Source organism: Ruminiclostridium herbifermentans, from assembly GCF_005473905.2.
GTDB lineage: Bacteria > Bacillota > Clostridia > Acetivibrionales > DSM-1351 > Ruminiclostridium > Ruminiclostridium herbifermentans.
On sequence record NZ_CP061336.1, the window covers coordinates 3,780,375 to 3,807,259 of the forward strand.

Genomic DNA, 26,885 nt, shown 5'->3' on the forward strand with positions numbered 1-26,885 from the left:
TTTGAGGAGCACAATAAAGTGTCGAGTGTATTATAAAAGAGTGAAACTTATTTGGTAGCTTTTAAAAAACTAGAATAGCGATAAGCGATTAATGAAATTTCACTATAAATATAAATTTATCTAACAACTATAAGTATTCGAGGAGATATAAAGTTATGAAAAAAAAATTACTGACATTAATTTTAATTCTGATATTTGCTACTATAAGCACTGTTTTGTATATTACATATAAAAGTAGACAAAATGAAGTTAATGTTAAGGTTTTTAATGTCAAAAAATCAAATATTACGTCTACGATATCTGCAAAAGGAACTGTAAAAGAAGAGAGTGGAATCAACATTTCTTTTAAAAGTTCTCTAAAGGTTTTAAAAGTAAATGTTAGCGAAGGAGACAATGTAAAAAAAGGTGATATTATAGCAATCTTAGATACCAAGCCAATTAAGCTTCAACTGGAACAATTAAGATTGAACTATGATATTGAGAAAAAGAATCTTGAATTAACAAATAATCAATTCAAGAAAAATACTTTACTGCTAGATACTCAAATAATTGACGCTAAAAATAACTTCGAGCAAAAAAGCTTATCTTTTGAAAGTTTAGAGAAGGATTTATATAAAAGTAAGGATCTGTATTCTATTGGTGCAATTTCAGAGAATGAACTTAATGACATTCAAAAAAGCTATGATATGGCAAAAATTGAAATGGAAAACTCTAAAAAGAAGTATGATAGTATAATACTTGAAAATAAAGAAAATGAAAAAAATAATCAATCCCAGATAGATATCCAATTTCAAAAGGTAACTCTTGCAAAATTAAAAATTGATGAATTACTTGAAAGTGTCAATGGTATTGATATTGATAGCGGCAAAGTCATCTCTCCGATTGATGGATGTGTAGCGTCAATTGGAATAAAAGAGGGAGAGTACACAAATGTTGAAGACAGTGCATTCAACATTATCAGTTTGAATAACCTGATTGTCCTTGCAAAAATTTCTGAAATTGATGCTAATTCTGTTAAGGAGGGTAATAAAGTAATAATTTCAGGAGACTCGGCTGCCGGCAACGAGTATGAAGGGATAGTCCAAAGTATAGCTCCATGTGCTATAAAAGAGACCATCGACAATACAGAAAGAACAGTAATAAATGCCCAGATTTTGATTACAAGTAAAAATACTGTACTGAAACCTGGATATAACGTCGACCTTCAGATAACCACTAAAACCATAAATAATGTTCTTTCTATTATTACAAATGCAGTAAGGGAGGATGAAAATGGGAATAAATATGTATATCTCGTTGACAATGGAAAGATACGCAAAATTTTTATCCAAATTGAGGCTGAATCAGGTATGTACTATGGTATAAAAGAAGTTGAGGATAGCCTCCGTGAAAACAGTAAGATAATTTATTATAGTTCTGATGACTTAAGGGAAGGCTTATCGGCAAATGTCATTGAAGAAAAGTGACGATAAATTATGGAGGAAAGCAGATGTGCATTCTAAGAGTAGAGAATTTAATCAAAGACTATACCATGGAAGGCTTTAATATACAAGCATTAAAAGGAATTAATTTACATATTGAAAGCGGGGAATTTGTTTCAATTATGGGTCCCTCAGGTTCAGGGAAAAGTACTCTTTTATATCTTCTTGGTAGTTTGGAACATCCCAGTAGTGGAAAGATTATTTTAGCCGATAAAGACATTAGCACCCTTAACGATAATGAAATCAGTAAAATCAGAAGAAGAGAAATAGGATTTATATTTCAATTCTATAATCTCATACCTGTTTTAAATGTAGAAGAAAATATCATGATGCCAATAACTCTTGACGGTGGAAAATTTAGCGATTATAAAGAACAACTCGATAAAGTAATTGAAATTGTTGGACTCACAGATAGGAGAAAGCATCGTCCTTCACAGCTTTCAGGAGGTCAGCAACAAAGAGTAGCCATTGCACGTGCGCTTATTAACAACCCCAAAATCATTTTGGCAGATGAGCCAACAGGTAATCTTGATACAAAAACCTCTAACGATATAATGAAGTTGCTTAAAGAACTTTGTGAAAAGTATGGAAAAACAATAGTTATGGTGACTCATGATGTAAAAACCGCCGAATTTGCCTCCCGTATTATTCATATAAAAGATGGGGTAATAGAAAAAGAAGTAAATAACTACAAACTTTAGGAGTATTAGTATGGATACAATTGATAATGTTATTTTAGTAAACAATAATGATGAAGAAATTGGAGCATTAGAAAAAATGGATGCCCATAGAAAGGGAAAATTGCACAGAGCATTCTCAATATTGATTTTCAATTCTAGAGGACAATTACTTCTTCAAAAAAGAGCAAAGTCAAAATATCACTCTGGTGGATTGTGGACAAACACATGTTGTAGCCATCCACGTCCAGGAGAATCCACTAAGACTGCAGCAAACAGAAGACTAACGGAAGAAATGGGATTTACCTGTAATATATACGAAGCCTTTAGCTTTATTTATAAGGTACAGTTCAATAATGAGTTAATGGAATATGAATATGACCATGTATTTATAGGTAAATTTGACGGAACCTTTTCACCAAATATATACGAAGTGGAGGATTGGTCATGGAAAAGTTTAGATGAAATAGAGATAATGATTCAAGAGAACCCTGACGACTTTACATTCTGGTTTAAGGTCTGCTTTGAAATATTTCTGGAAAAATATAGCCATACGTTGCAAGAAATTTCGTGTATGGAATTTGAAAATTCTCTTTAATTTTATATTTTTCACTGCAATATTAAATCATTCTAACAATCTCTTGAATATATAAAGTCCAACACATATTGCAACATAAAGATTTTTTTAATGTTAATACACTTTATATATCAGAATAACTTCCAAAATAAGGATGTAGATTTTATTTGTATGCAATCAAACGTGGAATTAAAACGATTATTCGTTGTTGCCAATATAGATTTTTACTTTTTCTAATATCATTGAAGCGTCTCCAATACCAATGTTGGCTTTGTTATAATTTATGGTTTTACGGTGCGTATGTCCAAATATTCGTGTTACTTTGCCGCGGAGCAAATGAACACCAATACTATTGTTCTTGAGCCGTTTACAAGCATCACAACTGCATGCTACTTCTCTATTTGATATATTAGCATTTTCACTTAATTGACTATATCAACAAACTTCTCCATCCTTGCTAATAGTTCTGACAACAGCTTCATTGCAGCTTTGGTAGATAAATACAAAGCATATCCAAGCAGTGAAAGCATACCCATTGCTGAGGATGTTATAACAACTTTATAATCCCTATCTTTATTTAGTTCATACATCTTTTCACATATATATAATGGTGCAAAAACATTAACCTTATATATATCTTCAATATGCTGATAATCAGGCTTAGCAATTTTTTCATAATATGCAAAACCTGCATTTGCAAAGAAAATATCAATTTTCCCAATTGACTTTTGGGCGAAATCATTTCAAGGTGAATCCATAAAATTATTATCTTCTAACATCCACGCTTGTTATGATAACGCTACAAAAATTAATTAATCTTAATAATTGACATATGCCAATAAAATTCGTATCCCATCGTATGAAATAAAGTAATACCTACCTCAGTATTGCTTTATTTTTGTTTATTCACTTTTAACTTTTAAATCTGCTATAATATAACTGTGATTGGAGGGGATGTTGTGATAAATAAAAAGGAATTGGAATATATCAGATCTCAATTAACTTTTTGGGAGAAATTAAATGAATCTGAAATAGATTTGATTGAAAAAAACATCTCAATGGTGTCCTACAGCAAAGGCTCTAATCTTAAAAGTACAGGTAGCGAATGCCTTGGTGTCTTTCTAATAAAAAGTGGCGGATTTCGTGTCTATATTTTATCCGAGGATGGACGTGAAATAACCTTATATCGACTTTCACCAAATGATGTATGTATACTTTCTGCCTCTTGTATTTTAAACACAATTACCTTTGACGTGCATATTGACGCTGAAATGGATACTGATGCTTATCTAATTAATATCGGAGCATTTAGTAAACTAAGCAGTACAAATGTATATGTTGAAAATTTTGCATATAAAAACACTGTTGAACGATTTTCCGATGTTATGTGGGCAATGGAACAGATTCTTTTTATGAGTTTTGACAAAAGACTTGCTATCTTTCTAATAGATGAAATATCTAAAGCAAATTCAACTGAACTGCATATTACACAAGAACAAATTGCAAAATATATCGGTAGCGCCAGAGAAGTTGTTTCTCGCATGTTGAAGGTATTTCAGTCAGATGGAATTCTTGAGCAAAAAAGAGGTATAATTCAAATCATGGATAAAGAAAAGTTACGAAAACTCGTATGACTATAATAATAAAAAGGGAAAGGCTGAGACACATAGTCTCGTATTTCCCTTTTTTCTTAACTTGCTTTTTCATCCTTATCTTTTTCATCCTTATCTTTTTGAACAGAAAATTCAGCTAAATCAATCATATTATATCCTATTGCATTTTTAGGACATACATTTACACATTCACCGCATTGTATACAATCCGGATGACTTAATATATTTTCTTTATATTCATAAGGTACGATTCCTATGGAACATTTCTTTTCACAAATTTTACAGGATACACAGTCTGCCGATATCTGTAAGACGTTTTTACTCTTTCTAAATTTCGATATCAATGAAGCAAGTGTTCCCATTGGGCAAAAATGACACCAGGTTCTTTGATTATAGAATAAAGATAATATAACACCTATTATAGTTGTAACAACAATGATTCTGTAAAATACCATTCCTATCCCAAACAAATCACCCCAGTTTTTATAAATCCCAAAGGCAAACATTGTCATCATAAATATAACCATAGCAGCTCTAAATAAATTGGATTTTAAAAATCTCGGTGCTTTCTTGTTATTGCTAAATTTAATAATAAGATTATCGTAAAAACTTCCTCTAGGGCACAAATTGCCACACCAAAATCTACCTTTAAATATAGAAACAATAATAGGTGCCACCATACAGACAACTGCTGCAATTGCAATTCTTGAATCTAATAAGCCCAAGATTACAAACGCTATTAATGCTAAGAACGAATACTTTTTCCATAATGTTAATAATTTTTTCATTACGCTTTCTCCCATGTCTTTTCTTTTTTATAATCATTACAATAATTAAATTCATATTATTAGCTCAACTAATTGACAAGTTCGAATAATTAAATACATATTTTCAATATCTTCAGTGATTGAATCGTAGAACACCTTGCTCCATAAATCTACTGGTTAGGTCAGTTGCTATTTTTTTCAAAATAAAAGTAGGGTACATTATGGTACTCTACTCTTATTATCATATCTAATGGCAGTATCTTAACATAATCTCATCTACGAAACGTGAACTCAATATATTCATATCTTATTGGAGCATTGATAGAATAGCACTCTTTGATTGAACACCTACAACACTGTTTGCTACTTTTCCATTTTTAATTACAACAAGGGTTGGTATACTCATAACACCAAAAGCTTGTGCAAGTTCAGGTTGTTCATCCACGTTGATTTTACCTACTTTAGCTTTACCTATTGTCTCTTCTGCAACCTGCTCAACTGTAGGTCCTACCATTCTGCAAGGTCCGCACCAAGGGGCCCAAAAGTCGATTAATACTGGTTTATCTGAATTGATAACCTCTTGTTGAAAATTATGCTTTGTTATTGTTAATACACTCATATGAATTCTCCTTAATATAATATCTATTTTTTTCTATTTCTTATAGTTTCATTATACAAATATTTTCAATTTAATACTGTGACAAGGTCACATATACGGTTGTTAACTTAAATGAAATTATATTCTGTTACAATGCTTTCTCTATCATAAAATTTGTCATTATAATATTCATAGAAGGAAACTCCCAAAAAGCTTCCAGTTATATTGATAACGTTATTGAAGCCCATATTTTGAAGAGCTAAAGCTGCATTATAACTACGTTGACCAGTTCGGCAGTGTAGATACACTGGCCTGTCTTTTGGAATTTCGTCTATTCTTTCCCTGAGTTCACTTAATGGAATATTGATTGCTCCTTTTATATGTCCACGTTTAAATTCATTGATTTCCCTTACATCTATAATAATATTATTATTTTCAACCAGCTCTCTTACCTTATCAACATTTACTTGTTTAAAGTCACCGTTTAAAAGATTTGAGCCTACATATCCTGCGTAATTTACAATATCCTTTGCAGTGGTAAACGGAGGTGCATAACTGAATTCCAAATCCTTTAGATCTTCTACCGTTCCACCAAACTTAATGGCAGCAGCAACAACATCAATGCGCTTTGTAACATCTCCTTTACCAATTGCTTGAGCTCCAAGGATCTTTCCAGTAGGCACCTCAAACAGCAACTTAAAATGCATCGGTGCCGCATTCGGCATAATCCCTACTTTATCAGATAGAATTATACGTACAATATCATAATTGATTTTCATATTAAGTGCTTTGATTAATGATTCGTTTAATCCTGTTGATGCCCCATTATATTCAAATACTTTAATTGCAGAAGAGCCAATATATCCATGGTTCGATGTCCTCTTATTATTAATATGATCCGCAACAATTCTTGCCTGCTTTAATGCAGGACCAGCTAATGATAATTTTGTCATGGTATGAGTTAATGCATGATATACTTCGATTGCATCACCAATTGCATAGATATCTGGGTCATTTGTAAGATAGTTTTTATCTACTTTAATTGCACCTGTTTCTCCTATTTCAAGACCAGCTTCTTTTGCAAGATACGTTTCAGGTGATACGCCGATTGCCATTACTACAGCACCTGCATTTATCGTTTTCCCAGAAGCTAAGACAACTTTATCTTTTTCAAATCTCTCCACTTTATCTCCAACAATTAAATTTACATTATGATCAATTAGTACTTTATGGAATATCTGAACCATGTCGTAGTCAAATGGTCTTAGTATCTGATTGGTTGCTTCTATAAGTGATACATTATATCCCGCTTCATTTAAGTTCTCAGCAACTTCAACACCGACATATCCACCCCCAATTACCGTTATATCTTTTGTATTCATCTGCTTTACAAATTGATTCAACTCATCAATATTAACCACATTTCGTACTGTGAATACATTAACATTTTCAATGCCTGGAAGACTTGGAACAATCGGTGAAGCTCCTGGTGATAAGATCAATTTATCATAAGTTTCAGTATACTCTTCTCCTAAATCTATTCTTTTTACAGTTACAGTTTTGTTTTTCCTATCGATTGCAGTTACTTCACTATTTATACGTGCATCTATATTATATTGTTTTAAAAAGCGCTCTGGATTCATTAAAACCAAATCATCTATTTCCTTTACCACTCCACTTAAATGATAAGGGAGCGAGCAATTAGAAAATGAAACATGAGGGCCTCTTTCAAACATAATAATCTGATCTTCTTCGCTATTTCTTCTTAATCTCGCTGCTGCAGATGCTCCACCAGCTACTCCACCTATAATTAATATCTTTCGTCCCATGAAAAAATCCTCCTTTGTTTATGCTTAATTTCTTTTTGTTCCAACATAGGACCCCATACCACCAACAACATCTATAACTTTGAATCCTTGTTTTGTAAGTGCTCTTGCAGTTCTTCCACTCCTACCACCTGACTGACACATAATATAGTATGTCTTATCTTTTGCCAAATATTTTTCGGGACTTGCTAGCAAATTGCCCATAGGTATGTTTTTAGCGGTCCTTAAACTTCCACGTTTATATTCATATGGTTCTCTTATATCAATTAGTTCCACCTTACCAATAAGGTCGTCCATATCATTTATATTAATTATTTTACTATCATCTCTCTTAAAAAAATCAAACATATATCTTCCTCCTGAATTTTAAGGTAATATTTTCTGTTCATTTTTTATTTATCATGGTTATAATTATAATGAATTTTCTTATTAATATCTGTGACCATATCACATATTATTTATCAATTGATTTTTATGTTTTTTGACAATTAAAAAAGCGCCCATATTTATAAGGCGCGCTCTATAAATCTATTGATTAGCTTCTCTTAAAACTGCTTCAACTGCTGAGATTACAAAATTGAATTGCTAAATAAATAATCTTAATTAATGATATTAATTGCTTTATCTCTTTGATACCACTCAGCCTGAGCATTCCACATCTCAGCATATTTACCCGATTTAGAAAGTAGCTGTTCATGTTCACCCATATCATTTATTCTTCCCTTATCCATTACAATAATGCGGTCAGCCAGCTTAGTTGAACCCAGACGATGAGTCACTATGATAGCACTTTTGCCTTTAATCATTTCTTTAAACTGTGCAAATAGTTTATCCTCTTCTATTGGATCTATTGCAGCTGTAGGTTCGTCCAATACAATAAAATTATTTTGACGATACAATCCACGTGCTAATGCTAACCGCTGCCATTGTCCACCAGACAAGTCTACACCTCCAAACTCTGGAGAGAGTAATGTATCAAGTTTAATATCATCCTTATTGTAATTGAATCCTGCTTGTTGTAACACATTGTAAACATATTTCTCGTCAATATCTTTTCCTACATCACTAATAACCACATTATCTAATAAAGTCATTTTATATTTTTGATAATTTTGAAATACACCTGAGATATCTTTAAATATACATTCAGGTGTAATATCCTTAGTGTCTAATCCACCAATTGTTACCTTTCCCTGACATGGTTGATACAATCCAGTAAGTAAGCGTACCAATGTGCTTTTTCCAGAGCCATTTTCTCCAACAATGGCAATTGTTTCGCCTTCACTAATAGTCAATGATACTTCGTTAATTGCTAATTGGCTTTTATTAGGATATCTAAAATTAATATTATCTGCTACAACTCCAGTAGAGAAATCATGTATTCCTGTTTTTCCTTTACGTTCAGGGTAATCCATTATGTTCATAAAGTTATAAACTTTACCCATATCTCTGCTTATTCCACTTACATCCCATGCCATCATGCTCTGCATAACATCAAAAACCACACCTAGTGTTGTAAAAACTGCTGCAAATGCACCTATCGAAATATAACCATTCATTGTTGAGATAAATAGTAAATACGTTGATAAACCCATACCCATAAATGTAACTATGTTTAATAAAACTTTTATAACTGTAGTCTTTTTTTCTATATTCCTCTGCTTTCGTAATAATAGAGATAACGTATTCTGAAACAAATCATAAAAATAATGAAAAGCACCAAGAACACGAGTTTCTTTATAATATTCGCGATCGCAAATTGCTTTTTTGTAATAATCACATTGACGGCGTAATGGTGCGCTATCTTTCTCAAGTTTCGTAAAAATTTTCATATTTACAATCTGTGATATCAGTGCTGGTATAAAAGCTAAAGCTAACGTTATTATCAATATAGGATTTAAATAAAACAAATATCCTCCCATAGAAATAGCATAGGTAACATCAAAAAAGATAATATTTAGAATAAAAAGTGAAACAGTTGTTAATGGCTCGACACCATTTTGAGCCTTATTCAAATCATCCAAAAAGTTGGTATCTTCAAATACTTCTGGACTTAAACACTGAACTTTTTTAAACAACTTTTGCTTATTTATTCCACTTGCCTTATCTGTAATTACAGGCCAATAAAAAAACTTAACTCCATTAATAAATTGCTGAACTATTGTTACCATTCCCATAATCAATACTGAAACTAAACAATTCATAAATTCTATATTTCCAAGGGAAGCTTCTGCAACTGTATCAAAAAGCTGCTTCGTTGTAATAGCTCTTGCAGTTAATCCTAATGCTTCAAGCAGAACGACAAATATAAATACTGTTATATGTATAGGTGTAGTCGTAAACTGAATAATCATAGTTCGTAATATAAGCTTGACAGCAGACTGATTTTGTTTTTTACTCACTGATACCACTTCCTTTGCGCCATGAACATTTTTGTGTATTTACCATTCATACTCATTAATTCCTCATGTGTTCCTTGCTCAACAATACGTCCATTATCTATTACCATTATTTCATCTGCCAATTTTGTTGAACTGAGACGATGACTAATAAAAATCGTTGTTTTTCCTCTCATTAGTTTTTCAAATTCATAATAGAGCTGACTTTCAGATATAGGATCTAATGCAGATGTTGGCTCATCTAAAATTTTAATCGGAGAACAACTAATAAGCGATCTAGCAATTGCAACACGTTGCCATTGCCCACCCGATATTTCCTGACCATTATTTTGTATTCTACCCAGTGGAGTTTCCATACCATTTTTTAAATCCTTCAATACGTCATCTAATCCTGCAGATTTAGCTATTTGCAAAAACTGTTCATCTGAATGATTACCTGCTACATCTCCAAGTGCTATATTTTCTTTCAAAGATATATAATATTTAGAAAAATCCTGATACACAGCTGTGAATAAAGCTTTAATGGCACCTTGTGAATATTGGCGTAGTTCTTTTCCATTTATTAAAATACTACCTTCATAATCTGTATAAAGTCCTGTTAATAACTTAGTTATAGTGGTTTTCCCAACACCATTACCGCCAACAAAAGCATAATGCCTACCTCGTTCAATTTTAAATGACAAACCTTTTAATATGTATTCAGTGCTACTTGGGTATTTAAATTTAACATCACAAAATTCGAGCGTTGAAAATTCAATTGGTTCACTATCAGGTTTGCTTAACGCATTACTAGTTTTGCTTAAGTTTTGAAATCTCTCAAAGTCTTTTAGATATTCTTCAGTATTAACAATGGTTTCAACAGCCCATGACATGTCCCATCCCATTTGATGAGTAATGCCTAACACAGTTCCGATTAAAGCCATGTACATTCCTGCTGACAATTGTCTAGAAATAACAGGAGAAATTAGCGTCACTGCAACTAAAATTGCAATAAAACTAAGTCCCATCGTTGATCCCTTTGTTAAAACCATATATCGTAACCGTACTTTTAAGCGCAGCCTTCGGCTCTTTTCATGTAATTCCCACCAATTATTACTTACTTTATCTCCATAACCGAACAATGTTCTTTCTTCAATATTATTATTACCAATTAATACATCTCCAAAATATTCTGTACGACGACGAAATTCTTCTGTTTCACGAGTTGCCTGATAACTCTTTCTTCCTGTACGTACAGAAAGCCATAACATAGGAGCTGAAAATACTAAAATTAAAACAGCAGCCCACCATACTTGCATTAATATTAGACCCAGAACAGAAATAATGTAAATAATTATTGTCAATATAGTCATAAAAGCAGTAAAGCCATTTAATATAGATTCTTCTGATTTTGCTGATACACGTGAAATAAGTTCCCAACTATCTTTATTTTCAAGATGTTTAAAATCAATTTCAGCCTGCATCTTTACTATAAGTGGCTTGTATTTTTTTTCAATGCAAAATGAGAGAAGAGTTTTTACTAAAGATAAAACAGTATTAATCACATTAACGATTAATAAAATAAGCAAAAGCATAATAAGTGGTTTCCAAATACTATTCTGTGACTCTCTAGTTTGCAGTATTTTAGTAGCTGTATCTACAAACTCAGCTGTTACTAAGGTAGTTATAAGCGTAGATGTTACCGCTTTTATAATAGTTAATATTACATATATGCTTGAATATAATGGTGATATTTTAAAAGTTAAAAATAAGACATTAAGACCTTTAAAAAATTTTTTTATAACACACATTACTATACTGTATGATGCTATTGTTTTACTCATCATACTTTCCCTTTCTATATATTTAATGAATGTAAAAATTCTTCACTTTAATAATTTTAGTCAATTTTCACACATAAAACTCCCACTAGGCGCTAGAGTTATTAATGGTTTATTTATTGCTAGCACTATCAATCGTATACCTTTAACCTAGTTATCATAACTTTGTTCGTAAAGTTCTTTAATGTATTGCTCTTCACTTTTATATTTATATAATACTTGTAATTTATCATTACTTACGATGTAAAAATGGTACGATATTGGATAAAAATAATTCTGAGCACATGAAAATGTATAACTTCCACAATTCAATGCTGCAATATAGTCATTTGCATCCTGATCTTGTATTAGAATTTTTTCTTTAATTACACCAGAAAATGAAGAAGTTCTGTCCCCTATGTTTACACATATTTTGTCCCGATTATTTTTTATTACAGGCACAATATTATAATCCCTTCCATAAAAAGAAGGTAGTAAATTTGTTCCCATATCAGTTATCCACCAACTATTGTCCCAACATTTCTTCTTGCACAGGATTTTCCCTATACATATAGCAGCATCATCAACAACATATCTTCCAGGTTCCAATATAAGTTTTGGTCTGTAATCTAACTCATAAAGTAATGGACATATTTCAATTGCAAAATCATCTATACTGTATCCAGCTTCTTCTATATGATTACGTGCAGCAAAACCTCCCCCAAGAGATAGATACTCTAATTTAATATCAAATTTCTGCTGTAACGTTTTTGCAAAATCTTTTAATGCCTTAGCAGATAGAACATGATTAGATGGATTAGTATTTTCCACAGAAAGGTGACTATGTAATCCTATTAATCTTACATTAGATAGATTTTGAAGTTGTTCACAAAACTCGAGTGCTTGTCCTGACTCTACATCAATACCTAATTTCCCTCCTCTTTCAATGTACGAAGATTTAATCTTTACATCAGGGTTTATTCTCATTCCTATATTAATACAGGTATTATTCTTCTTAGCAAGTTCATTTATGAGAATTGTCTCCTCTAGAGAATCGACATTCCAGTAAATTTTATTATTTATCAAATAATTCAACTCTTGCTCACTCTTACCAGGACTATTCCACATAATTGAATTGCCAATCTTATTTTTCTTTGCCATTGCAAATTCATAAGATGAGCTTACTTCTGCTCCAAAACCATTTTCTTTAATAATATTTAATATCTTTGGAAAATAACAGGCTTTGTAGGCAAAAAAGAAACCGCAGTTTGGATATCTGTTTAAAAAAGCCTTTTTAAGGGCTACTATATTATCAACAATTCGATTTTCAGAGTATATAAGCATTGGACCATCATATTTTTTTATTAGTTCCTCACAATTAACCTCATCAATATAAAGCTTTCCATCAATATAATGAACAATTTCATCACATTTAGTCACAAACAACTATTTCACCTCCTTTTATAACAAACAAAAAACATATTATTCACAAATATTACATTTGTTGCTTAATTATATCATACATCTTAAACTTGACACCAGTCTTTATCATCATGTTTAAATCCATACGAACTATTACCTTTACTGGATTATTTGTATATGAATTTATTTTCTTTGTTAAATAATCTGTTATTTCTTCAATATCTATTTCTTTTTTTACAATTAAGTTATACAGCAAGATATTTTTTTCAATTTCTTTTAAAGAAAACTGTATAAAATTAGCATCATCATTTTTAAGTTTAAAATAATCTGTTAATACTTTTCGAAAGAGATCAGCTGTGATTTTTCTGTCTCCGTCAATAAAATAATCACATATCCTTCCAGACTTCAACTCAATAATTCTACCATCCTTACCACAAGAGCAATCGTTCTCTCGTATACGTCCAATATCACCAATATCATAACGTATAAGAGGCATTGCTAAAATTTATAATATCTTATACATAAAAAAGCGCCCATATTTATAAGGCGCGATCTATAAATCTACTGATTAAATTCTTCTGAATCCATCCTCTTTTCTATTTAATGCAGGACTTTAAAATAACATTTCTTTAATCATTATCTATTAATATAATTGAATTAGGTGCATCAAATGAACTTTGACTTTTAAATACTGAAAATTATATCCATCCTTCCTTTAATAAAAACCCTCCATTTTCTCCGCCTCCGGGTCCCAATTCGATTATATAATCTGCTTGATTGATAATTCTAGGATTGTGTTCAATGATAACAACTGTTGCTCCCTTGGAGGTAAGTTCACGAATAATATAGCACAGCTTATCGATATCATTGTCATGGAGCCCTGAAGTGGGTTCATCCAGTATATAAATTGCACCTTCTGTTTTTCCATCGCATAATTCTTTCGCCAACTTTATTCTTTGGGCTTCACCACCTGATAATGTTGCAGCACTTTGTCCGAATTTGATATATGAAAGCCCAACCTTACAGAGCATATCCAATACTCGATATATAGCTGGTTGGTTCTTGAATATTTCTCCGACTTCTCTTATCTCTAAATCAAGTAAGTCTCCAATTGAATACCCTTTATACTTTATTTTCAATACAGACTCTTTATATCTCTTACCTTTGCATTTATGACAGGGAACATAAATATCTTGCATAAAATGCATTGGAATGGCTATTTCGCCAGCTCCTTTGCATGCTTCGCACTGTCCCTTCTGACTGTTAAAGCTAAAGTATTCTTTTGTCAGTTTTGCTTTTTTTGCCTCACTTAGTTCAGCATAATAATTTCTGATTAAGTCAAATACTCCTGTATATGTTCCTGGGGTAGATCTGGAATTTTTCCCAATAGGCTTTTGGCTAACATAATATAAATTAGATATACCATCAATCCCTGAAATACTGTCATACTCTCCAACAACCTCCACACTCATACCAAGAGCCTTTAATATAGCTGGATATAATGTCTTAGATACAAGACTGCTTTTTCCGGACCCGCTCACTCCTATGACACATACCATTTTCTTGAGAGGTATAGAAATATCAATACTTTTTAGATTATTTGTTCTTGCACCTTTCAACAGTATTTTTTCATCTTCTTCAACGGCAGCACTTTTAACAGAGTATTCATAATTCTTAGCATCATAAAACATTTGCTGTTCACCCATACCTGAGTATAATAACTGTCCGCCATAATTCCCTGCACCAGGTCCTATTTCAATTAGATAGTCCGCCATCTGAATAAATTCTTTTCTATGTTCAACAACAATAACTGTGTTTCTCAACCTTTTTAGGTGGCGAATAGCTGGAATCAGGAATTGAAAATCTTTAGGATGCAAACCTTTTGAAGGCTCATCCATGATATACAGAATATTGGAAAGACCTGTTCCCAATTGATTTGCAAGCTTTACTCTTTGTGCCTCACCACCAGAAAGGGACGGTATACTTCTGTCTAGAGTGATATATCCAAGTCCAACCTCTTCAAGCTTTTTGAGTCTTGTGACTATCTTCCGTAAAATATCTCTGCACTTTTCACGGTTGATTTCATTTAGATTTCCATATATGAAATGGCACCAATTTCTCAGAGTGGTTATACTCATGCTGACTGCTTCAGGATATCTTGTATCCCCTATCTTTACCAGTCGGCCTTCTTCAAGCAGCCTTTCGCCTTTACATCTGCTGCATTTTTTATTTACAAAAAATCTTTTAATGTGTTCAATAGAGCCCGATGTACGATTTTCAGCCAATAAGCGTTTAAGTATATTGACAACCCCTTCCACCGGTCTGGTTATGGTTCCGCTTCTTCCATTAGGATTCACATAACTCCAAGTCACCATTCGTCCATTACTGCCATAGAAAATTTGATTTTTGAATTCTTCTGATAAATCCTTAAAAGGAACTTCCAGATCCTCGTTCATATCTTCTGCCAGTGCCAGAACCTCTCCCTTCATCCAGTTTGCGTTAGGCTTTTCTCTGTGTTTTCTCAAATTTCCCCACCATGGAGAAGCGCCATCCAAAATAGACAATTCAGGGTTTGTTACAATAAGATTAATATCTGCCTGAAGTTCCTCTCCAAGGCCTTTACAGACAGGGCACATGTAGTCAGGATTATTATAATTGAATACAGCTGGAGTAAGTGTTAGAAAAATTGCACCGCAGAAATTGCATACATTATTCTCCGGAACAGCTTTAAGACAATTAGGGCAAATCCTATCCCCAATGGTAGCAAACAAAAGCCTTAGAAACTCTCCTATTCCTGTAACAGTGGCAACGGTTGATCTCGGATTTGCTCCCAAGCTTTTCTGTTCAATAGCTATAGAAGACTGAAGTCCGGTAATTTTCTTAACTCTGGAATCTTTCAACTCAGTCCCTGTTAATGTATTAGATGAAATTAAATCCAAAAACTGTTTCTGACTTTCGTAATAGATAGTGTCAAAAGCAAGGCTTGACTTTCCGCTTCCGCTAACGCCTGTTATAACCGTAATTTTCTCTTTTGGTATCCTAACATTTATATTATGCAGATTGTGAATTGAGGCACCTTCAACGACAATTTCATTTAAATCTTCAGTTTCCTGTCCAATTTCATTACATTCCAGTTCCTCAAAATATTCTGTAGCTTTATTATAAACCGCATTGCTATGGTCATCGCTACATAGTTCTATCTTATTAATATCGTAAAACACTTTACAATCGGTCCAGTGTTCAACCCACTTTGGAACCTTTATACCGCTTATATCTGTCTCCTGATATGGGATAACTTGCAAAATCATAGTGTCTGAAAAACCATCAAAGCCCAAAACCGTAATACTCTTATTATACTGATCTGTAGATTTAACTTTGACAACAGTAGAAGCAATAGGATTTGGCCTTACAGGTGACCTTGTAGCAAATACACCGCACTTAGGAGCATTGTCATAGGGAGGATTACATACCAAACAGCTTCGATACCGTTTATCATCAAAACGGTCAAACCACCATATCACTCTCAGAAAAGTTCCTTCTTTTATATGCTTAATAACTCTTTCAATTGCCTCGGCTGAGAGATTTTCTGATTCTTGAAACTGAATAATGCCACCATCATGAGCGCTGAAATACTTTCCAATTGGTTCCCCCCTGAAAAACAATGGGTCAAAGTCTTCTTCCCTCACTACTATCTCCTTGTTGTATTTATCCACTTTCTCTTCGCAAGGAAAATAGGGCTTAATGTCCACCAGTTCACCTTTCAGTTGGTTATAGGATTCAATGATTAATTCACCAGTTTTTTGCCTTATATCTACTATCTTTGCTATATAACAGTGAAAGCCTTGATTTCCCTTCGTAAATATAACGCAATGACTAAAATGGTCTAATTTGAGCAATGCATCTTTTAAGTCTCTTTTAATTGTAATCCTTATCTGGCTGCCTTCAGGATCAGAAAAATAATCACCTATATGCTGAAACTCAACCTTTTTCATCTGATACCTTCCTTTCTAAAAGAGGGGTTTTCGGTAATATGTTTGTTCATAAGGCAAAGAATATCTTGCCTTCATTTATGTCTAAATTAGTTTCTCTAAGCACCAGTTGCTGATACTCCCTATCAAGTTTGAGTAGTCAATCCAATTCAAAAATTATTATGTAGTTACTTAATTATTGTCAAATAAGAGAAGTGCCATAATAGTATGATCTATATTCATTTTATCTTGACTTCTCCAATCATCGGATAATTTCTGACATGAAAAATCCTTACCAAAATTCCAAAAACCATTTTGATTCCTTTTATCCATAAGACTTCTCAATTCATCTTCAAATTCTATTTTGAAGCAAGGAAATTTTGAAAGAAGAAAATATACATAATACAGTTCAGAAAAATTGTTATTGAAGCCTCGATTTAAAATAACCTGTGTATAACAAATGACTTTTTCATTATGATGCAGCCATTTAAGGTAAATTTGTTTCAATTCATCACTTATTGCTGCTTGCATATTGCAGAATAACTCAATGAGATAGATTGAGTTGAGTCCAATATAACTTCCATCAATATCGCAACCCAATAATTCTTTTGATATCTTATTTGTCCTGTCCTTGTTATATTCACCATCTGAAAATGCTTCTTTTAAAATAGTATGCCAGCAATTGAATATTTCAATAAACTCCTTACAACTTGAGCCAAATATTGAGAGTTTGGATACGACAAAAAGAGGTTGAGCAGACCTGTACCATTTATTTCTTTCAAAACCGTCCGGCCACTCAATTTCATGCTTTAATATTTTTTCCATATGGTCACATAAATTATCTACTAAAAAATTCCCACGTTGGATATCTAACATTTTCATTGAATCAATAGCTAATTCTGTAGTAGGAAATTTCTGCCTTATTTTTGAGTTTCGGGAATGAAACCTCCCATACCCTCCGTCATTATGCTGGTTTGCTTTCAGCAATTCAACCCATTTGCTATTATAGAATTCGTTAAATAACTCCAAGCCTATCTCTTGCTTGAGCATTCTTTTTATTCTATATCTAACGGCAGCACAAGGTGATAGTTCTTGTATTCTATCAATTATATCAAATACGCTCATACCGTATCCCCTTTCCTGAGTTTTATTATAGCTTATTTTTCAGCATAGCTTAAAATTAATAACGCTCTAAAAAGTAATATCGCATAGTTTCTTTACTTATGTAGAGCAACTGGGAGATTCTTTTTACTAAATAGTTAATTTACTTCTCCATAACTATCATAGCATAAAAATAGCAGATTAACTTTACCACGGATTATTCTTATTAAATAGATTAACAGACTAATTATGAGTCAGCCAAGGATTCGAAAAAGTATTATGCAACAGTGTCCCAGCTTTCACATACATCCATTGTATCATGGCTAATACGCTTTACTCAGCCATCAGTGCAAGTGATAACCTTATCGCTGTCTGCGCACTTAGCAATCACTATTCCTGCATATTTGTTTGTAAGCAATTCTTCTTTTTCTATTTCAATAGTATAAACTTGAGTCGCCTCTAGCGATTCTGAATAAGATAAAAAATAATATTCATCCGACAAATAGCCACCATCTGAGACTGAATAATAATTTGTAGTTGTTAAAAAGTACCTATTTTCTCATTATATAGGTAAATAGATTTTTTCTCTTTATCTTACGGAAGATGCTTCTGAGACGACGCGCGGAATTTTAGGAGTTCTTTAATACATTATGAAAGAAGGTAATAATTATGGCATCAGTTCCAGCTTGGCCTGTTTTACAGGTAGGAAGTTCAGGGAAAAACGTGAGTGCTTTACAATGCTTGCTGACTTTCCATGGGTATTCTCTCACAATAGACGGAAGTTTTGGTTCAGGCACTCGAACCGCTCTAATCAACTTCCAAAGCAGTAGAAATCTTTCGCCAGATGGCATAGCAGGGCAAAACACACTTACGGCACTTGTTGTCACGGTTCTTAATGGAAGCAGCAGCTACGCAGCCAGAGCAGCGCAGTATCTGTTAAGTAAGTTCGAAACTATTACCATAGACGGCATTTTCGGAAGCAACTCAACCAACACCACGAAAACTTTTCAGCAAAAAATGGATATTCAGCCCGATTGCATTGTTGGTATGACCACCTGGCAGTACCTTTTCGGTTATAGTTCTTATCCTAGTACACCGCCTTCTTCTGGCACTGTATACGCTTCAGTTTGTACTGGTACTTCCACACTAAGTACAGCACAAATGAATGCAAATGCCATATACGTTTATAACTATCTAATAGGCCAAGGTTTCACAAAACAATCTGCTTGTGGTGTCCTTGGAAATATGCAGCGTGAAAGCGGTATTAACCCTGGAATTTGGCAGGTATCAAACAATACAAGTTATGGTTATGGTTTAGTTCAGTGGACACCCGCCACAACTTTTCTTAATAGGGCAGTTGCAACAGATGTGTTAACTGCTGCAACTGCGGCAACAGTTAATGCTCTAACAAACAGTGATCCCAAGAAACTCATGGATGCAGAATTGGACTGCTTGATTTGGTGTTGCACATCGAGAGGCGACTTTTTTGCACCAACAGCAGGTGGAAGTATGGATCATACGGGTTATAGAATGACTTTTACCAGCTTTAAAGCATCAACTCTTGATGCAGGCACTTTAGCAAAAGTATTTCATGACCATTATGAAAGATCAGCTGATGGTACTAGCGGCTTAAATACCAGAGCCTCCTATGCGACCAATTGGTATAATACCCTCTAAACCTACACTGTAAGCAAAAACAGATTCTGGTGATATACCAGAATCTGTCTTTGCTTTTTATGACAAGCACTATACTTATGATTAATCAAAAGTTTTATCCTAATTTTGGGCTTGATTCGAGACAAACTCATGTAGCTTATTTAGAATCAAAAAACAAAGTATTTATATTGTCATCTGTAAAATCATACCATTCAGCCCCTATCTTCTCGCTTTGCTTATTAATAGCCGACATAAACTCCTCTTCCGTAGCACTCTTGTGATCTACAAAATATGAAATACTCTGATTATTGCTGGAATCATAATTAGATTCACAATAACTTATCTTATCGACCGAGTAAGCTTTTTCTGTGAATTTCACCCTGCCGAATCCATAATCTGAAGCGCCGCTGGAAAAAGAAAATGTTCCATCAGCTTTTAAGTCCATAAAAGTTCTATACGACAAAGTGTAGCCATATACCACTCCATCCTGATAACGTAAAACTTCAAACCCATAATAATCGTTGTCATTCACCTCCAGCCAAAGGATAACTTCTGGCGTTCCGTCGTCTTCCAGATCAACGATTGCAAGCTTTGTCGCTTTTGCAGAAACACTGCTATCACTGCTAACAGCTTGGTTTAGTTGATTTATATTCAAATTTTTTTTGGCATCAGTACTGAAAAACTCGGCCTTGTTTTGTAACACCGACAAATATGTGCTAAGCGGTGATGTACTTGACAGCATGGTATCAGACGACGTTTCACTAGTATCTGCTATAACGTCAACTTTCGTTGTAGTCGATGATGTACCTGATTGCGTAGTTAGCGGAATTCCGGCAGATGAAGAAGCCGATTTGTCTGAGGACACTGCTGAACTTGCAAATTCACTAGAAACACGCTCATTTTGTGAACATGCACTAAAAATAAGCAGAAGCACGAACGATAACAGGATAGCAAATGTTCTCTTAAAAAAAAGTACATGTTTCATTTACAATCACTCCTCAAATTATATAGTCATAGCCAATTCTTTACCTTTTATTAAAAGTAAATCACTATTTAATCTACTATTCAAAATTACAGTATATACAAAAATATTTACATTTGATAATAGTTTTAAATAAATCTTCGAAGCTTTTAGGTTTAGAGTACAATAAAGTCTTTTTGATGGTTCTAATTCCAACATTTTATAATTTTGTATAATTAGGTAAAAAGCGCAAAGGAGTAATTCATTTAAATCAGACATTTTCTTGTACCAACAGGGCAAAAGTATTAACACATTATTATACTTATTGTACTATTTCAGGTATTTTTTCACAAGAAACAATAGCCATATATTTGTTACAAAATATAGCTGGAGACGTTATATCCCATCGTTCTTCATAGTTGCAGCCTCCATAATAGCCTTCATTTTGGCCTCAAATATATCTGAGGGTACAAGAGCAATCCCCTCCTCGTCACTTAGTACAATCAGACGCTGTCCACCAGTAAGTCCAAACCTAGCCCTTGTTGCTTTCGGAATGACAATCTGTCCTCGCTCGTTAATTGTAACAGAGCCCCAGATGTTTTTTCCCTTCGGCGCAGGAGGAATCATACCGATACCGTCTGCCGTTTCGGTCTTAATTAAGCTGTCAATGGTAATACCATACATCTGCGCAAGGTGGCTGCATTTTTCAATATCCGGAATGGTAACTCCTCTTTCCCATTTAGCATAAGCCTGCCGGGAGATACCAATCTTCTCCGCAATTTCTTCCTGAGAATAACCGTGCATATTGCGAAGCATAACTAAATTATCTTTCAGCATATACAGAACTCCTTTACAAATCAATTAATTCAAAATGCTCACAGGCACGCTTGTACGAAAGCCATGTTATAAGAACATAGCACAGCGCTCCTATACCCAATAATCCAAGCTGTAGTATCAGATTCTTAAAACCAAATGCATTTAGCATTTCAAGTCCGGGAAAATGATGCAGTGCCTCTCCAATTCCAATGGCCAGGAAGGTTACTAAAATATACATCAAAAAAGACTTTCCAAATTTATATGCAGTCTTAAAAAATCCACCGATAAAGATAAAATTAAATAGACCAAAAATCAGAAGAGCCATACCAAGAGCAAATGGGTTTGCATTCATCAAAGCATTGCTTCTGTATACGGTTGATTCCGAAAATATTGTCATTCGCAGTATGACTATAGCAGCCATCACGGCAAAGCTGCATAATTCAATAAAGCATGAGAATAGAAACTTGCCTTTTACAACATCCTTTTTTGCTATGGGAAGTAAAGCTGAAAAAATAATATCATTCGCTTCTCGTGCATTTTGAAAGCTTTGGAATATGCCAAGGGTAACAAAAAACACCCCACAGAGTATTGGATAACCAGGAATAAAAAACATAAAACCAAAGGCAATAAAAAAATAGGAAAGCACAGATGCACTGAGCCTCATTTCTTTTCTTAATATATTACTCATTTACCGCACCCCTTTCCAGTCTTAAAAATGTCTGCTCAAGATTTTCCCCTGACATTGAAAATCGTGTCACAAAATCCTCTTTTGATGTTGCAGCAACAATATTTCCCTCTGATATATATATAATATCATCAGCGCATTTTTCTATATCGGAAATAATATGGGTAGAGAAGAAAATTGCAACACCGTTTTTCTTCAGCTCTCCAAATAGTTCTAAAAGTTCATCTCTTGAAAACGGATCCAGTCCACTAGTAGGCTCATCCAAAATCAATATCTCGGCTCTATGAGAAAGCGCCAACAACAAGTTGCATTTCACCTTCATACCTTCTGACAACTCCAGTGGAGTCTTATTTTCATCCAGCTTAAACATTCTCAGATACTTGTGATATGCTGTCTCATCCCAAGTGTCATAAAAGTCTTTTGTGACTTCAACAATATCTCGGATTTTCTTTCTTGGATACCAGTTTACCGTTCCTGTAGAGTATCCTATTTGCTTCTTGATTTCCGCTTCATGTTCATTCAGAGACTTATTAAAAAAGAAAATCTCGCCACTGTCCGGATGGACAAGGTTCAGCATAGATTTTATTGTCGTAGTTTTACCTGCACTGTTTCTTCCAATAAAGCCTGTAATCTTTCCTCTATCTAAGGTAAAGGTAACACTGTTTAATCGAAAAGAAGGATATTCTTTGACTAAGTTTCGAACCATTACAATACTCATAAACCATCCTCCATAAATTCAATTTATATGAATATTGTAACTTTCGGTTGCATATATTTCAACCAACTACATATAACAAATTTATATGCATTATGTTATGTTTGGTTGCGTCAGTACTAGCTGCCTACTAGCTTGATTTTTATGATTCCTTTTTAAATTTTAATTATATCTTAGACTGAAATGCCTCAACATTAGGCGCTTACAACACATCCATTTGGAAAGAAGGAATAAGAGATATAAATAGTCAATTTAAAAAATAATGATACAGAATTCATCTTTTGCCTCTGAAAAAACCATACATGGCCATAAAATTAATAGTCCTGCTTAAATCCATTCATCTCCAATCAGAACTTTAAATACTTGTATATTCATGTATAATATGGTATAATTTGTTGTAATATGACTTTTTCAATAACTAAATAATTCAAAGGAGGGTTTACAGTGAAAAAAATCTTTTCCAGTCTTATAGTGGTTTTCATTTTATGTATGCTTTTCACATCTGTAAGTAGTGCTGAGTCCAGCATAAGATTATCTTCATCGAGTTTAACATTTAATTGGGATCAAACAAGTGGGTATTTTTATATTTATACTAACGATCCTTGGTTGGCGGTAACATCAGTAAGTGGTTGGTTACGATTTGAGGGACAGGGTTATGGCGGAAGTAAAACTGGAACTGGTTCTTCCACACTCTGGTTTACGATGGATAAAAATACAAGCACCACCTCACGTACCGGATTATTTATAGTTTACAATACGAAGACTAATGAAACTCAGACCATATCAATTACACAAAAAGGAATCGATAGCGTGCTTAAGCTTACTAATACGATTAAGACAACATATGATTTCCGGGAACAGAGTGTCACACTAAAATTTAGGTCCACCGAATCTTGGAAGATAAAAAGCGACAATTCATTTGTAACCTTTTCAAAAACATCGGGCTCAGGGTCACCTAATGAACAGTCAGTTGTTATCAAAATAGCGAAAAACAATGGATTTACAGATAGAAAAGCAAAAATAACTTTGTCATCGAATATGTACAATGTTTCTATTGATATTAATATCACGCAGACCAAAATAGAGGAATTTTATGACATAAATATAAGTGGTGTTATCCCTGGAACCTATAATGCATATTGGTTACAATATCAGACAAACTACTTTTATGTAGACTTTACATCATCTGTTCCATGGAAATTTGAATCTAGTCAAATACAGGCATCTATAAAAGAAGGTGGTCCGGGTACATATCATATTAAATTGATAGTACCAAGATATGATTTATACGGTAACCCGGATTATGGTTATAATGGAGTTTTTTGGGGAAAGGAAAAAGGAATACCTCTTGTAATTTATTACCACTTTGACGGCTATGATCCTCATATTTTTGATTATGAGGATTACTATAACCCAACGACGGGTATACCCCCCTCTTCTGACCAATGGAAACAAAATGATGGTATTTGATAGAGCAAAGAATCCGTTATAAAATTATCGAAAATGAATTTAGAAAAAATGTTTGAGACAATGCTAGCGAAATTTAGTTCAAAAAGCAAGGAGAAGTTCTTGCTAGCCAGTTATTTGAAATCATCATTTTTCTTTAAGTAAATAAGATTGAAGTTTCTAATCAAAGAGAATTTGATTTACATATAATTTTTGGGGCATGTAAGCAAGATTTTGGCTTACATGCCCTTTTGTTGATATCTTTTCTCACTCTTTGCCTGACTAATGAACCCTATCCCTCTGTATCCTGCCATTTCTTTAATAGTATGTGTTCTGAACACTTCTTTAAATGAATTCTATATGATATCCTCGAATTTTAATCTGGTGTTCTTTCTTTCTAAGGTCTCAATATTTCCGTTCATAATTCTATCTTAGAGTCTGCAAGCTACTAATAAGCTTACCAAGTTAATGTTATATTTTTGATGTAACACAGTATTGACATAAGTTCAGATATTCACATTTTATCACAAAAGAATAGTACTATATATCTTCATATAGTACCATTATAATTAGTTTGATTATAAATTATAAAACCTAATACAACTCATTCTTCGTCTTTATGAAAATCAAATATTGACTTCCTTTTGCAACCATTCTAATGCTTCTTCAAGCTTAGCAAAATGCCCTTCTAAAACACCTGTCTTTGAGAGTTCAGTATTCTTTTTTGTTTGAATCTTTAACAAAACAGAATCGCCTTCAATAAATGCAAATGCTTTGCATCCAGCATCAACAAATGCTTTTGTCATATTAACAAGTTCCCCGATCTCTCCCGTACCAATCGGTACCATCTTGGAACAGTCTGCAATATAAGCCCAACCGCCACTTTTCCACGCATTTGCGCTTTCCAAAACTGTATTGGTCAACCATATAATCTCATCAGCATTAGTCTACTGTAAGCAGTGATACTCTGTTAAAGCCCAACTTTTTTACATATACAAATAAATACTCTATAAGTTTAGACCCCAGACCTTTTCCACGATAATCTAGTTTGGTTCCCATTAATGTAATCTGAATGGCTCCTTCCCAACTTGTAAAAATAAGAAATGATAAAACCTCGCCTCTTACATCTATACATATTACATCATGAAATAATAAGTCTCTTTTTATTTCATCAAGAACATCTGGTGTAAACCATTCTGTAGTTAAGCACTTTGCAGTATCTACAATCTGTTTTACTAACTCTTGTTTGGGTCTTTTATAATGCTTAATTTTATAATCCATATAGTCCATTCTTTCACCATAAATGTTCTATTTTCTTCATATTGTTTATTAATTCATATATTACATTTTTTGTTTTTTATATTACCATGATATAATTAAATTTTCAACCATATTTTACATTTTTATACAATTATATCAAAATATTTCATATATAACATATAACTATTTTTTGATATGTTCCTAACTTACCTCACTCTCATGTAATAACTCCACATTCACACTGTTCTCATTCTTCCATTTCTTAATTCATGACATAAAAAAAGAACTTCTTTTATTCTTGAAGATGAAAAACAAACATCTCATTTATAAAATCAGTTCTTATTATCAAATTACTTGAAACATATCTGCTCCATTTTAGAAATCAAAATAGCATTTATTATAGCTTTGAATGTATCCTCTTCAATTAGCATTTCGTAGTTATATCGTCCTCAATATAAGTTCTTCCGCTTATCTTAATATCTATAACATTGTTTTTAGTGTGATATATGAAGAATGGTGTATATCACACCTTTTTCTTTTTTTACTTTTTCTAAGTCATTCAAAAAATAATAAACATGATATCTCCACTTCTCTGGATTATAAGTAATTATATACTCTGTATCAATTTTCGGAATTTTGTCTTTTATATTATTTTTAAAATTTTTCAAACTCTCTTTTGGCTCTATCTCTCCTACAACTTCAAATACGAAGCTTGTATCTTTCACTTTTTCCGTCGTCTCATCAACTAACGGAACTCCGATATTTACACTCTGCCATCCAAATGAATCTAAAATATTGTCATAAAATCCTTCAAATAAAAATTTATTTAATCCTTCATAATCATTCCAAAAATATAATGGAGAATAACTGTTTTGAATATTATTATTTACTCCCTTTTCTGTTATTAAATAAAATTTAAACTTTAGACCATAAAATCCATCTGTTTTATATCCATTGTCCTTGACTCTATTTTTAATGATATTCATATCATAATTGCTGGGTAATATTATCTTATATTGTGATGAAATCATACGTTCCCTTCCTTTTATTTTTTAGTATTTTGGAGCTTAGTCTCCAATTCGAAGCAAAATTTCTAACTTATTAGTTTTTATGGATAA

At 33.1% G+C, this 26,885-nt stretch carries 24 protein-coding genes and 1 pseudogene; 6 read left to right on the top strand and 19 right to left on the bottom strand.

Features of this window, described 5'->3' with window-relative positions:
* Window positions 1-155 precede the first annotated feature (155 nt).
* The 3 genes from EHE19_RS15115 to idi are packed head-to-tail and all read left to right on the top strand — an operon-like array spanning window position 156 to window position 2,756.
* Complete coding sequence (locus EHE19_RS15115) at window positions 156-1,466, top strand: efflux RND transporter periplasmic adaptor subunit (RefSeq protein WP_137696941.1); 1,311 nt, start codon at window positions 156-158, stop codon at window positions 1,464-1,466.
* Between the two features lie 23 nt (window positions 1,467-1,489).
* Window positions 1,490-2,182, top strand: coding sequence for an ABC transporter ATP-binding protein (locus EHE19_RS15120; RefSeq protein ID WP_137696942.1), 693 nt, complete (start codon window positions 1,490-1,492; stop codon window positions 2,180-2,182).
* A 10-nt stretch (window positions 2,183-2,192) separates the two neighbouring features.
* On the top strand, window positions 2,193-2,756 hold the full coding sequence (idi, locus tag EHE19_RS15125) for an isopentenyl-diphosphate Delta-isomerase (RefSeq protein ID WP_137696943.1): 564 nt from the start codon (window positions 2,193-2,195) through the stop codon (window positions 2,754-2,756).
* Window positions 2,757-3,157: 401 nt separating this feature from the next.
* On the opposite strand, the pseudogene EHE19_RS15130 reads toward idi, so the two are convergent.
* Window positions 3,158-3,460: pseudogene (locus EHE19_RS15130) on the bottom strand (SDR family NAD(P)-dependent oxidoreductase); the annotation flags it as partial.
* A 234-nt stretch (window positions 3,461-3,694) separates the two neighbouring features.
* Here EHE19_RS15130 and EHE19_RS15135 point away from each other — a divergent pair.
* Window positions 3,695-4,369 (top strand): Crp/Fnr family transcriptional regulator, encoded by a 675-nt coding sequence (locus EHE19_RS15135; RefSeq protein ID WP_137696945.1) that lies wholly within the window; start codon window positions 3,695-3,697, stop codon window positions 4,367-4,369.
* A 56-nt stretch (window positions 4,370-4,425) separates the two neighbouring features.
* Here the strand turns inward: EHE19_RS15135 and EHE19_RS15140 are convergent, their stop codons facing one another.
* The 11 genes from EHE19_RS15140 to EHE19_RS15190 all read right to left on the bottom strand — a co-directional run bounded on the left by EHE19_RS15140 (window position 4,426) and on the right by EHE19_RS15190 (window position 18,730).
* Window positions 4,426-5,136 carry a 4Fe-4S binding protein gene (locus EHE19_RS15140; protein ID WP_137696946.1) on the bottom strand — a complete coding sequence of 237 codons (711 nt, stop codon included), beginning with the start codon at window positions 5,134-5,136 and terminating at the stop codon, window positions 4,426-4,428.
* A 286-nt stretch (window positions 5,137-5,422) separates the two neighbouring features.
* Complete coding sequence (gene trxA / locus EHE19_RS15145) at window positions 5,423-5,734, bottom strand: thioredoxin (protein WP_137696947.1); 312 nt, start codon at window positions 5,732-5,734, stop codon at window positions 5,423-5,425.
* Between the two features lie 107 nt (window positions 5,735-5,841).
* A complete protein-coding gene (locus EHE19_RS15150) occupies window positions 5,842-7,542 on the bottom strand; it encodes an FAD-dependent oxidoreductase (RefSeq protein WP_137696948.1) in 1,701 nt (566 codons plus the stop codon).
* A 24-nt stretch (window positions 7,543-7,566) separates the two neighbouring features.
* Window positions 7,567-7,887 (bottom strand): rhodanese-like domain-containing protein, encoded by a 321-nt coding sequence (locus EHE19_RS15155; RefSeq protein ID WP_137696949.1) that lies wholly within the window; start codon window positions 7,885-7,887, stop codon window positions 7,567-7,569.
* Window positions 7,888-8,138: 251 nt separating this feature from the next.
* Window positions 8,139-9,941, bottom strand: coding sequence for an ABC transporter ATP-binding protein (locus EHE19_RS15160; RefSeq protein WP_137696950.1), 1,803 nt, complete (start codon window positions 9,939-9,941; stop codon window positions 8,139-8,141).
* Window positions 9,938-11,761: an ABC transporter ATP-binding protein gene (locus tag EHE19_RS15165; protein ID WP_244648254.1), complete on the bottom strand. Its 1,824-nt coding sequence runs from the start codon at window positions 11,759-11,761 to the stop codon at window positions 9,938-9,940. Before EHE19_RS15165 ends, EHE19_RS15160 begins: the two co-directional genes overlap by 4 nt.
* 147 nt (window positions 11,762-11,908) lie before the next feature.
* Window positions 11,909-13,177 (bottom strand): diaminopimelate decarboxylase family protein, encoded by a 1,269-nt coding sequence (locus EHE19_RS15170; protein ID WP_244648400.1) that lies wholly within the window; start codon window positions 13,175-13,177, stop codon window positions 11,909-11,911.
* 55 nt (window positions 13,178-13,232) lie between these two features.
* Window positions 13,233-13,655 (bottom strand): hypothetical protein, encoded by a 423-nt coding sequence (locus tag EHE19_RS15175; RefSeq protein WP_137696952.1) that lies wholly within the window; start codon window positions 13,653-13,655, stop codon window positions 13,233-13,235.
* Between the two features lie 202 nt (window positions 13,656-13,857).
* On the bottom strand, window positions 13,858-17,151 hold the full coding sequence (locus EHE19_RS15180; protein ID WP_137696953.1) for a TrmO family methyltransferase domain-containing protein: 3,294 nt from the start codon (window positions 17,149-17,151) through the stop codon (window positions 13,858-13,860).
* 168 nt (window positions 17,152-17,319) lie between these two features.
* Window positions 17,320-18,252, bottom strand: coding sequence for a hypothetical protein (locus tag EHE19_RS15185; protein ID WP_137696954.1), 933 nt, complete (start codon window positions 18,250-18,252; stop codon window positions 17,320-17,322).
* A gap of 313 nt (window positions 18,253-18,565) precedes the next feature.
* On the bottom strand, window positions 18,566-18,730 hold the full coding sequence (locus EHE19_RS15190; protein WP_171003534.1) for a hypothetical protein: 165 nt from the start codon (window positions 18,728-18,730) through the stop codon (window positions 18,566-18,568).
* A gap of 167 nt (window positions 18,731-18,897) precedes the next feature.
* Between EHE19_RS15190 and EHE19_RS15195 the strand changes: the two genes are divergently transcribed.
* A complete protein-coding gene (locus EHE19_RS15195; RefSeq protein ID WP_137696955.1) occupies window positions 18,898-19,905 on the top strand; it encodes a phage tail tip lysozyme in 1,008 nt (335 codons plus the stop codon).
* Between the two features lie 136 nt (window positions 19,906-20,041).
* On the opposite strand, the gene EHE19_RS15200 is transcribed toward EHE19_RS15195, so the two are convergent.
* The 4 genes from EHE19_RS15200 to EHE19_RS15215 form a co-directional block, all read right to left on the bottom strand.
* Entirely contained in the window at window positions 20,042-20,869 is an 828-nt protein-coding gene (locus tag EHE19_RS15200; RefSeq protein WP_137696956.1) for a hypothetical protein, read from the bottom strand.
* 372 nt (window positions 20,870-21,241) lie between these two features.
* Complete coding sequence (locus tag EHE19_RS15205) at window positions 21,242-21,682, bottom strand: helix-turn-helix domain-containing protein (protein ID WP_137696957.1); 441 nt, start codon at window positions 21,680-21,682, stop codon at window positions 21,242-21,244.
* A gap of 13 nt (window positions 21,683-21,695) precedes the next feature.
* Window positions 21,696-22,349 (bottom strand): ABC-2 transporter permease, encoded by a 654-nt coding sequence (locus EHE19_RS15210; RefSeq protein WP_137696958.1) that lies wholly within the window; start codon window positions 22,347-22,349, stop codon window positions 21,696-21,698.
* Window positions 22,342-23,064, bottom strand: coding sequence for an ABC transporter ATP-binding protein (locus EHE19_RS15215; RefSeq protein ID WP_137696959.1), 723 nt, complete (start codon window positions 23,062-23,064; stop codon window positions 22,342-22,344). Before EHE19_RS15215 ends, EHE19_RS15210 begins: the two co-directional genes overlap by 8 nt.
* A gap of 441 nt (window positions 23,065-23,505) precedes the next feature.
* Here EHE19_RS15215 and EHE19_RS15220 point away from each other — a divergent pair, with 441 nt between their 5' ends.
* Window positions 23,506-24,531: a BACON domain-containing protein gene (locus tag EHE19_RS15220; RefSeq protein ID WP_137696960.1), complete on the top strand. Its 1,026-nt coding sequence runs from the start codon at window positions 23,506-23,508 to the stop codon at window positions 24,529-24,531.
* 602 nt (window positions 24,532-25,133) lie between these two features.
* Here the strand turns inward: EHE19_RS15220 and EHE19_RS15225 are convergent.
* The 3 genes from EHE19_RS15225 to EHE19_RS15235 all read right to left on the bottom strand — a co-directional run bounded on the left by EHE19_RS15225 (window position 25,134) and on the right by EHE19_RS15235 (window position 26,798).
* Complete coding sequence (locus tag EHE19_RS15225; protein ID WP_137696961.1) at window positions 25,134-25,430, bottom strand: hypothetical protein; 297 nt, start codon at window positions 25,428-25,430, stop codon at window positions 25,134-25,136.
* A gap of 19 nt (window positions 25,431-25,449) precedes the next feature.
* Window positions 25,450-25,788 carry a GNAT family N-acetyltransferase gene (locus tag EHE19_RS15230; protein ID WP_171003535.1) on the bottom strand — a complete coding sequence of 113 codons (339 nt, stop codon included), beginning with the start codon at window positions 25,786-25,788 and terminating at the stop codon, window positions 25,450-25,452.
* Between the two features lie 473 nt (window positions 25,789-26,261).
* Entirely contained in the window at window positions 26,262-26,798 is a 537-nt protein-coding gene (locus tag EHE19_RS15235; protein WP_137696963.1) for a DUF4865 family protein, read from the bottom strand.
* Between the last annotated feature and the right edge of the window lie 87 nt (window positions 26,799-26,885).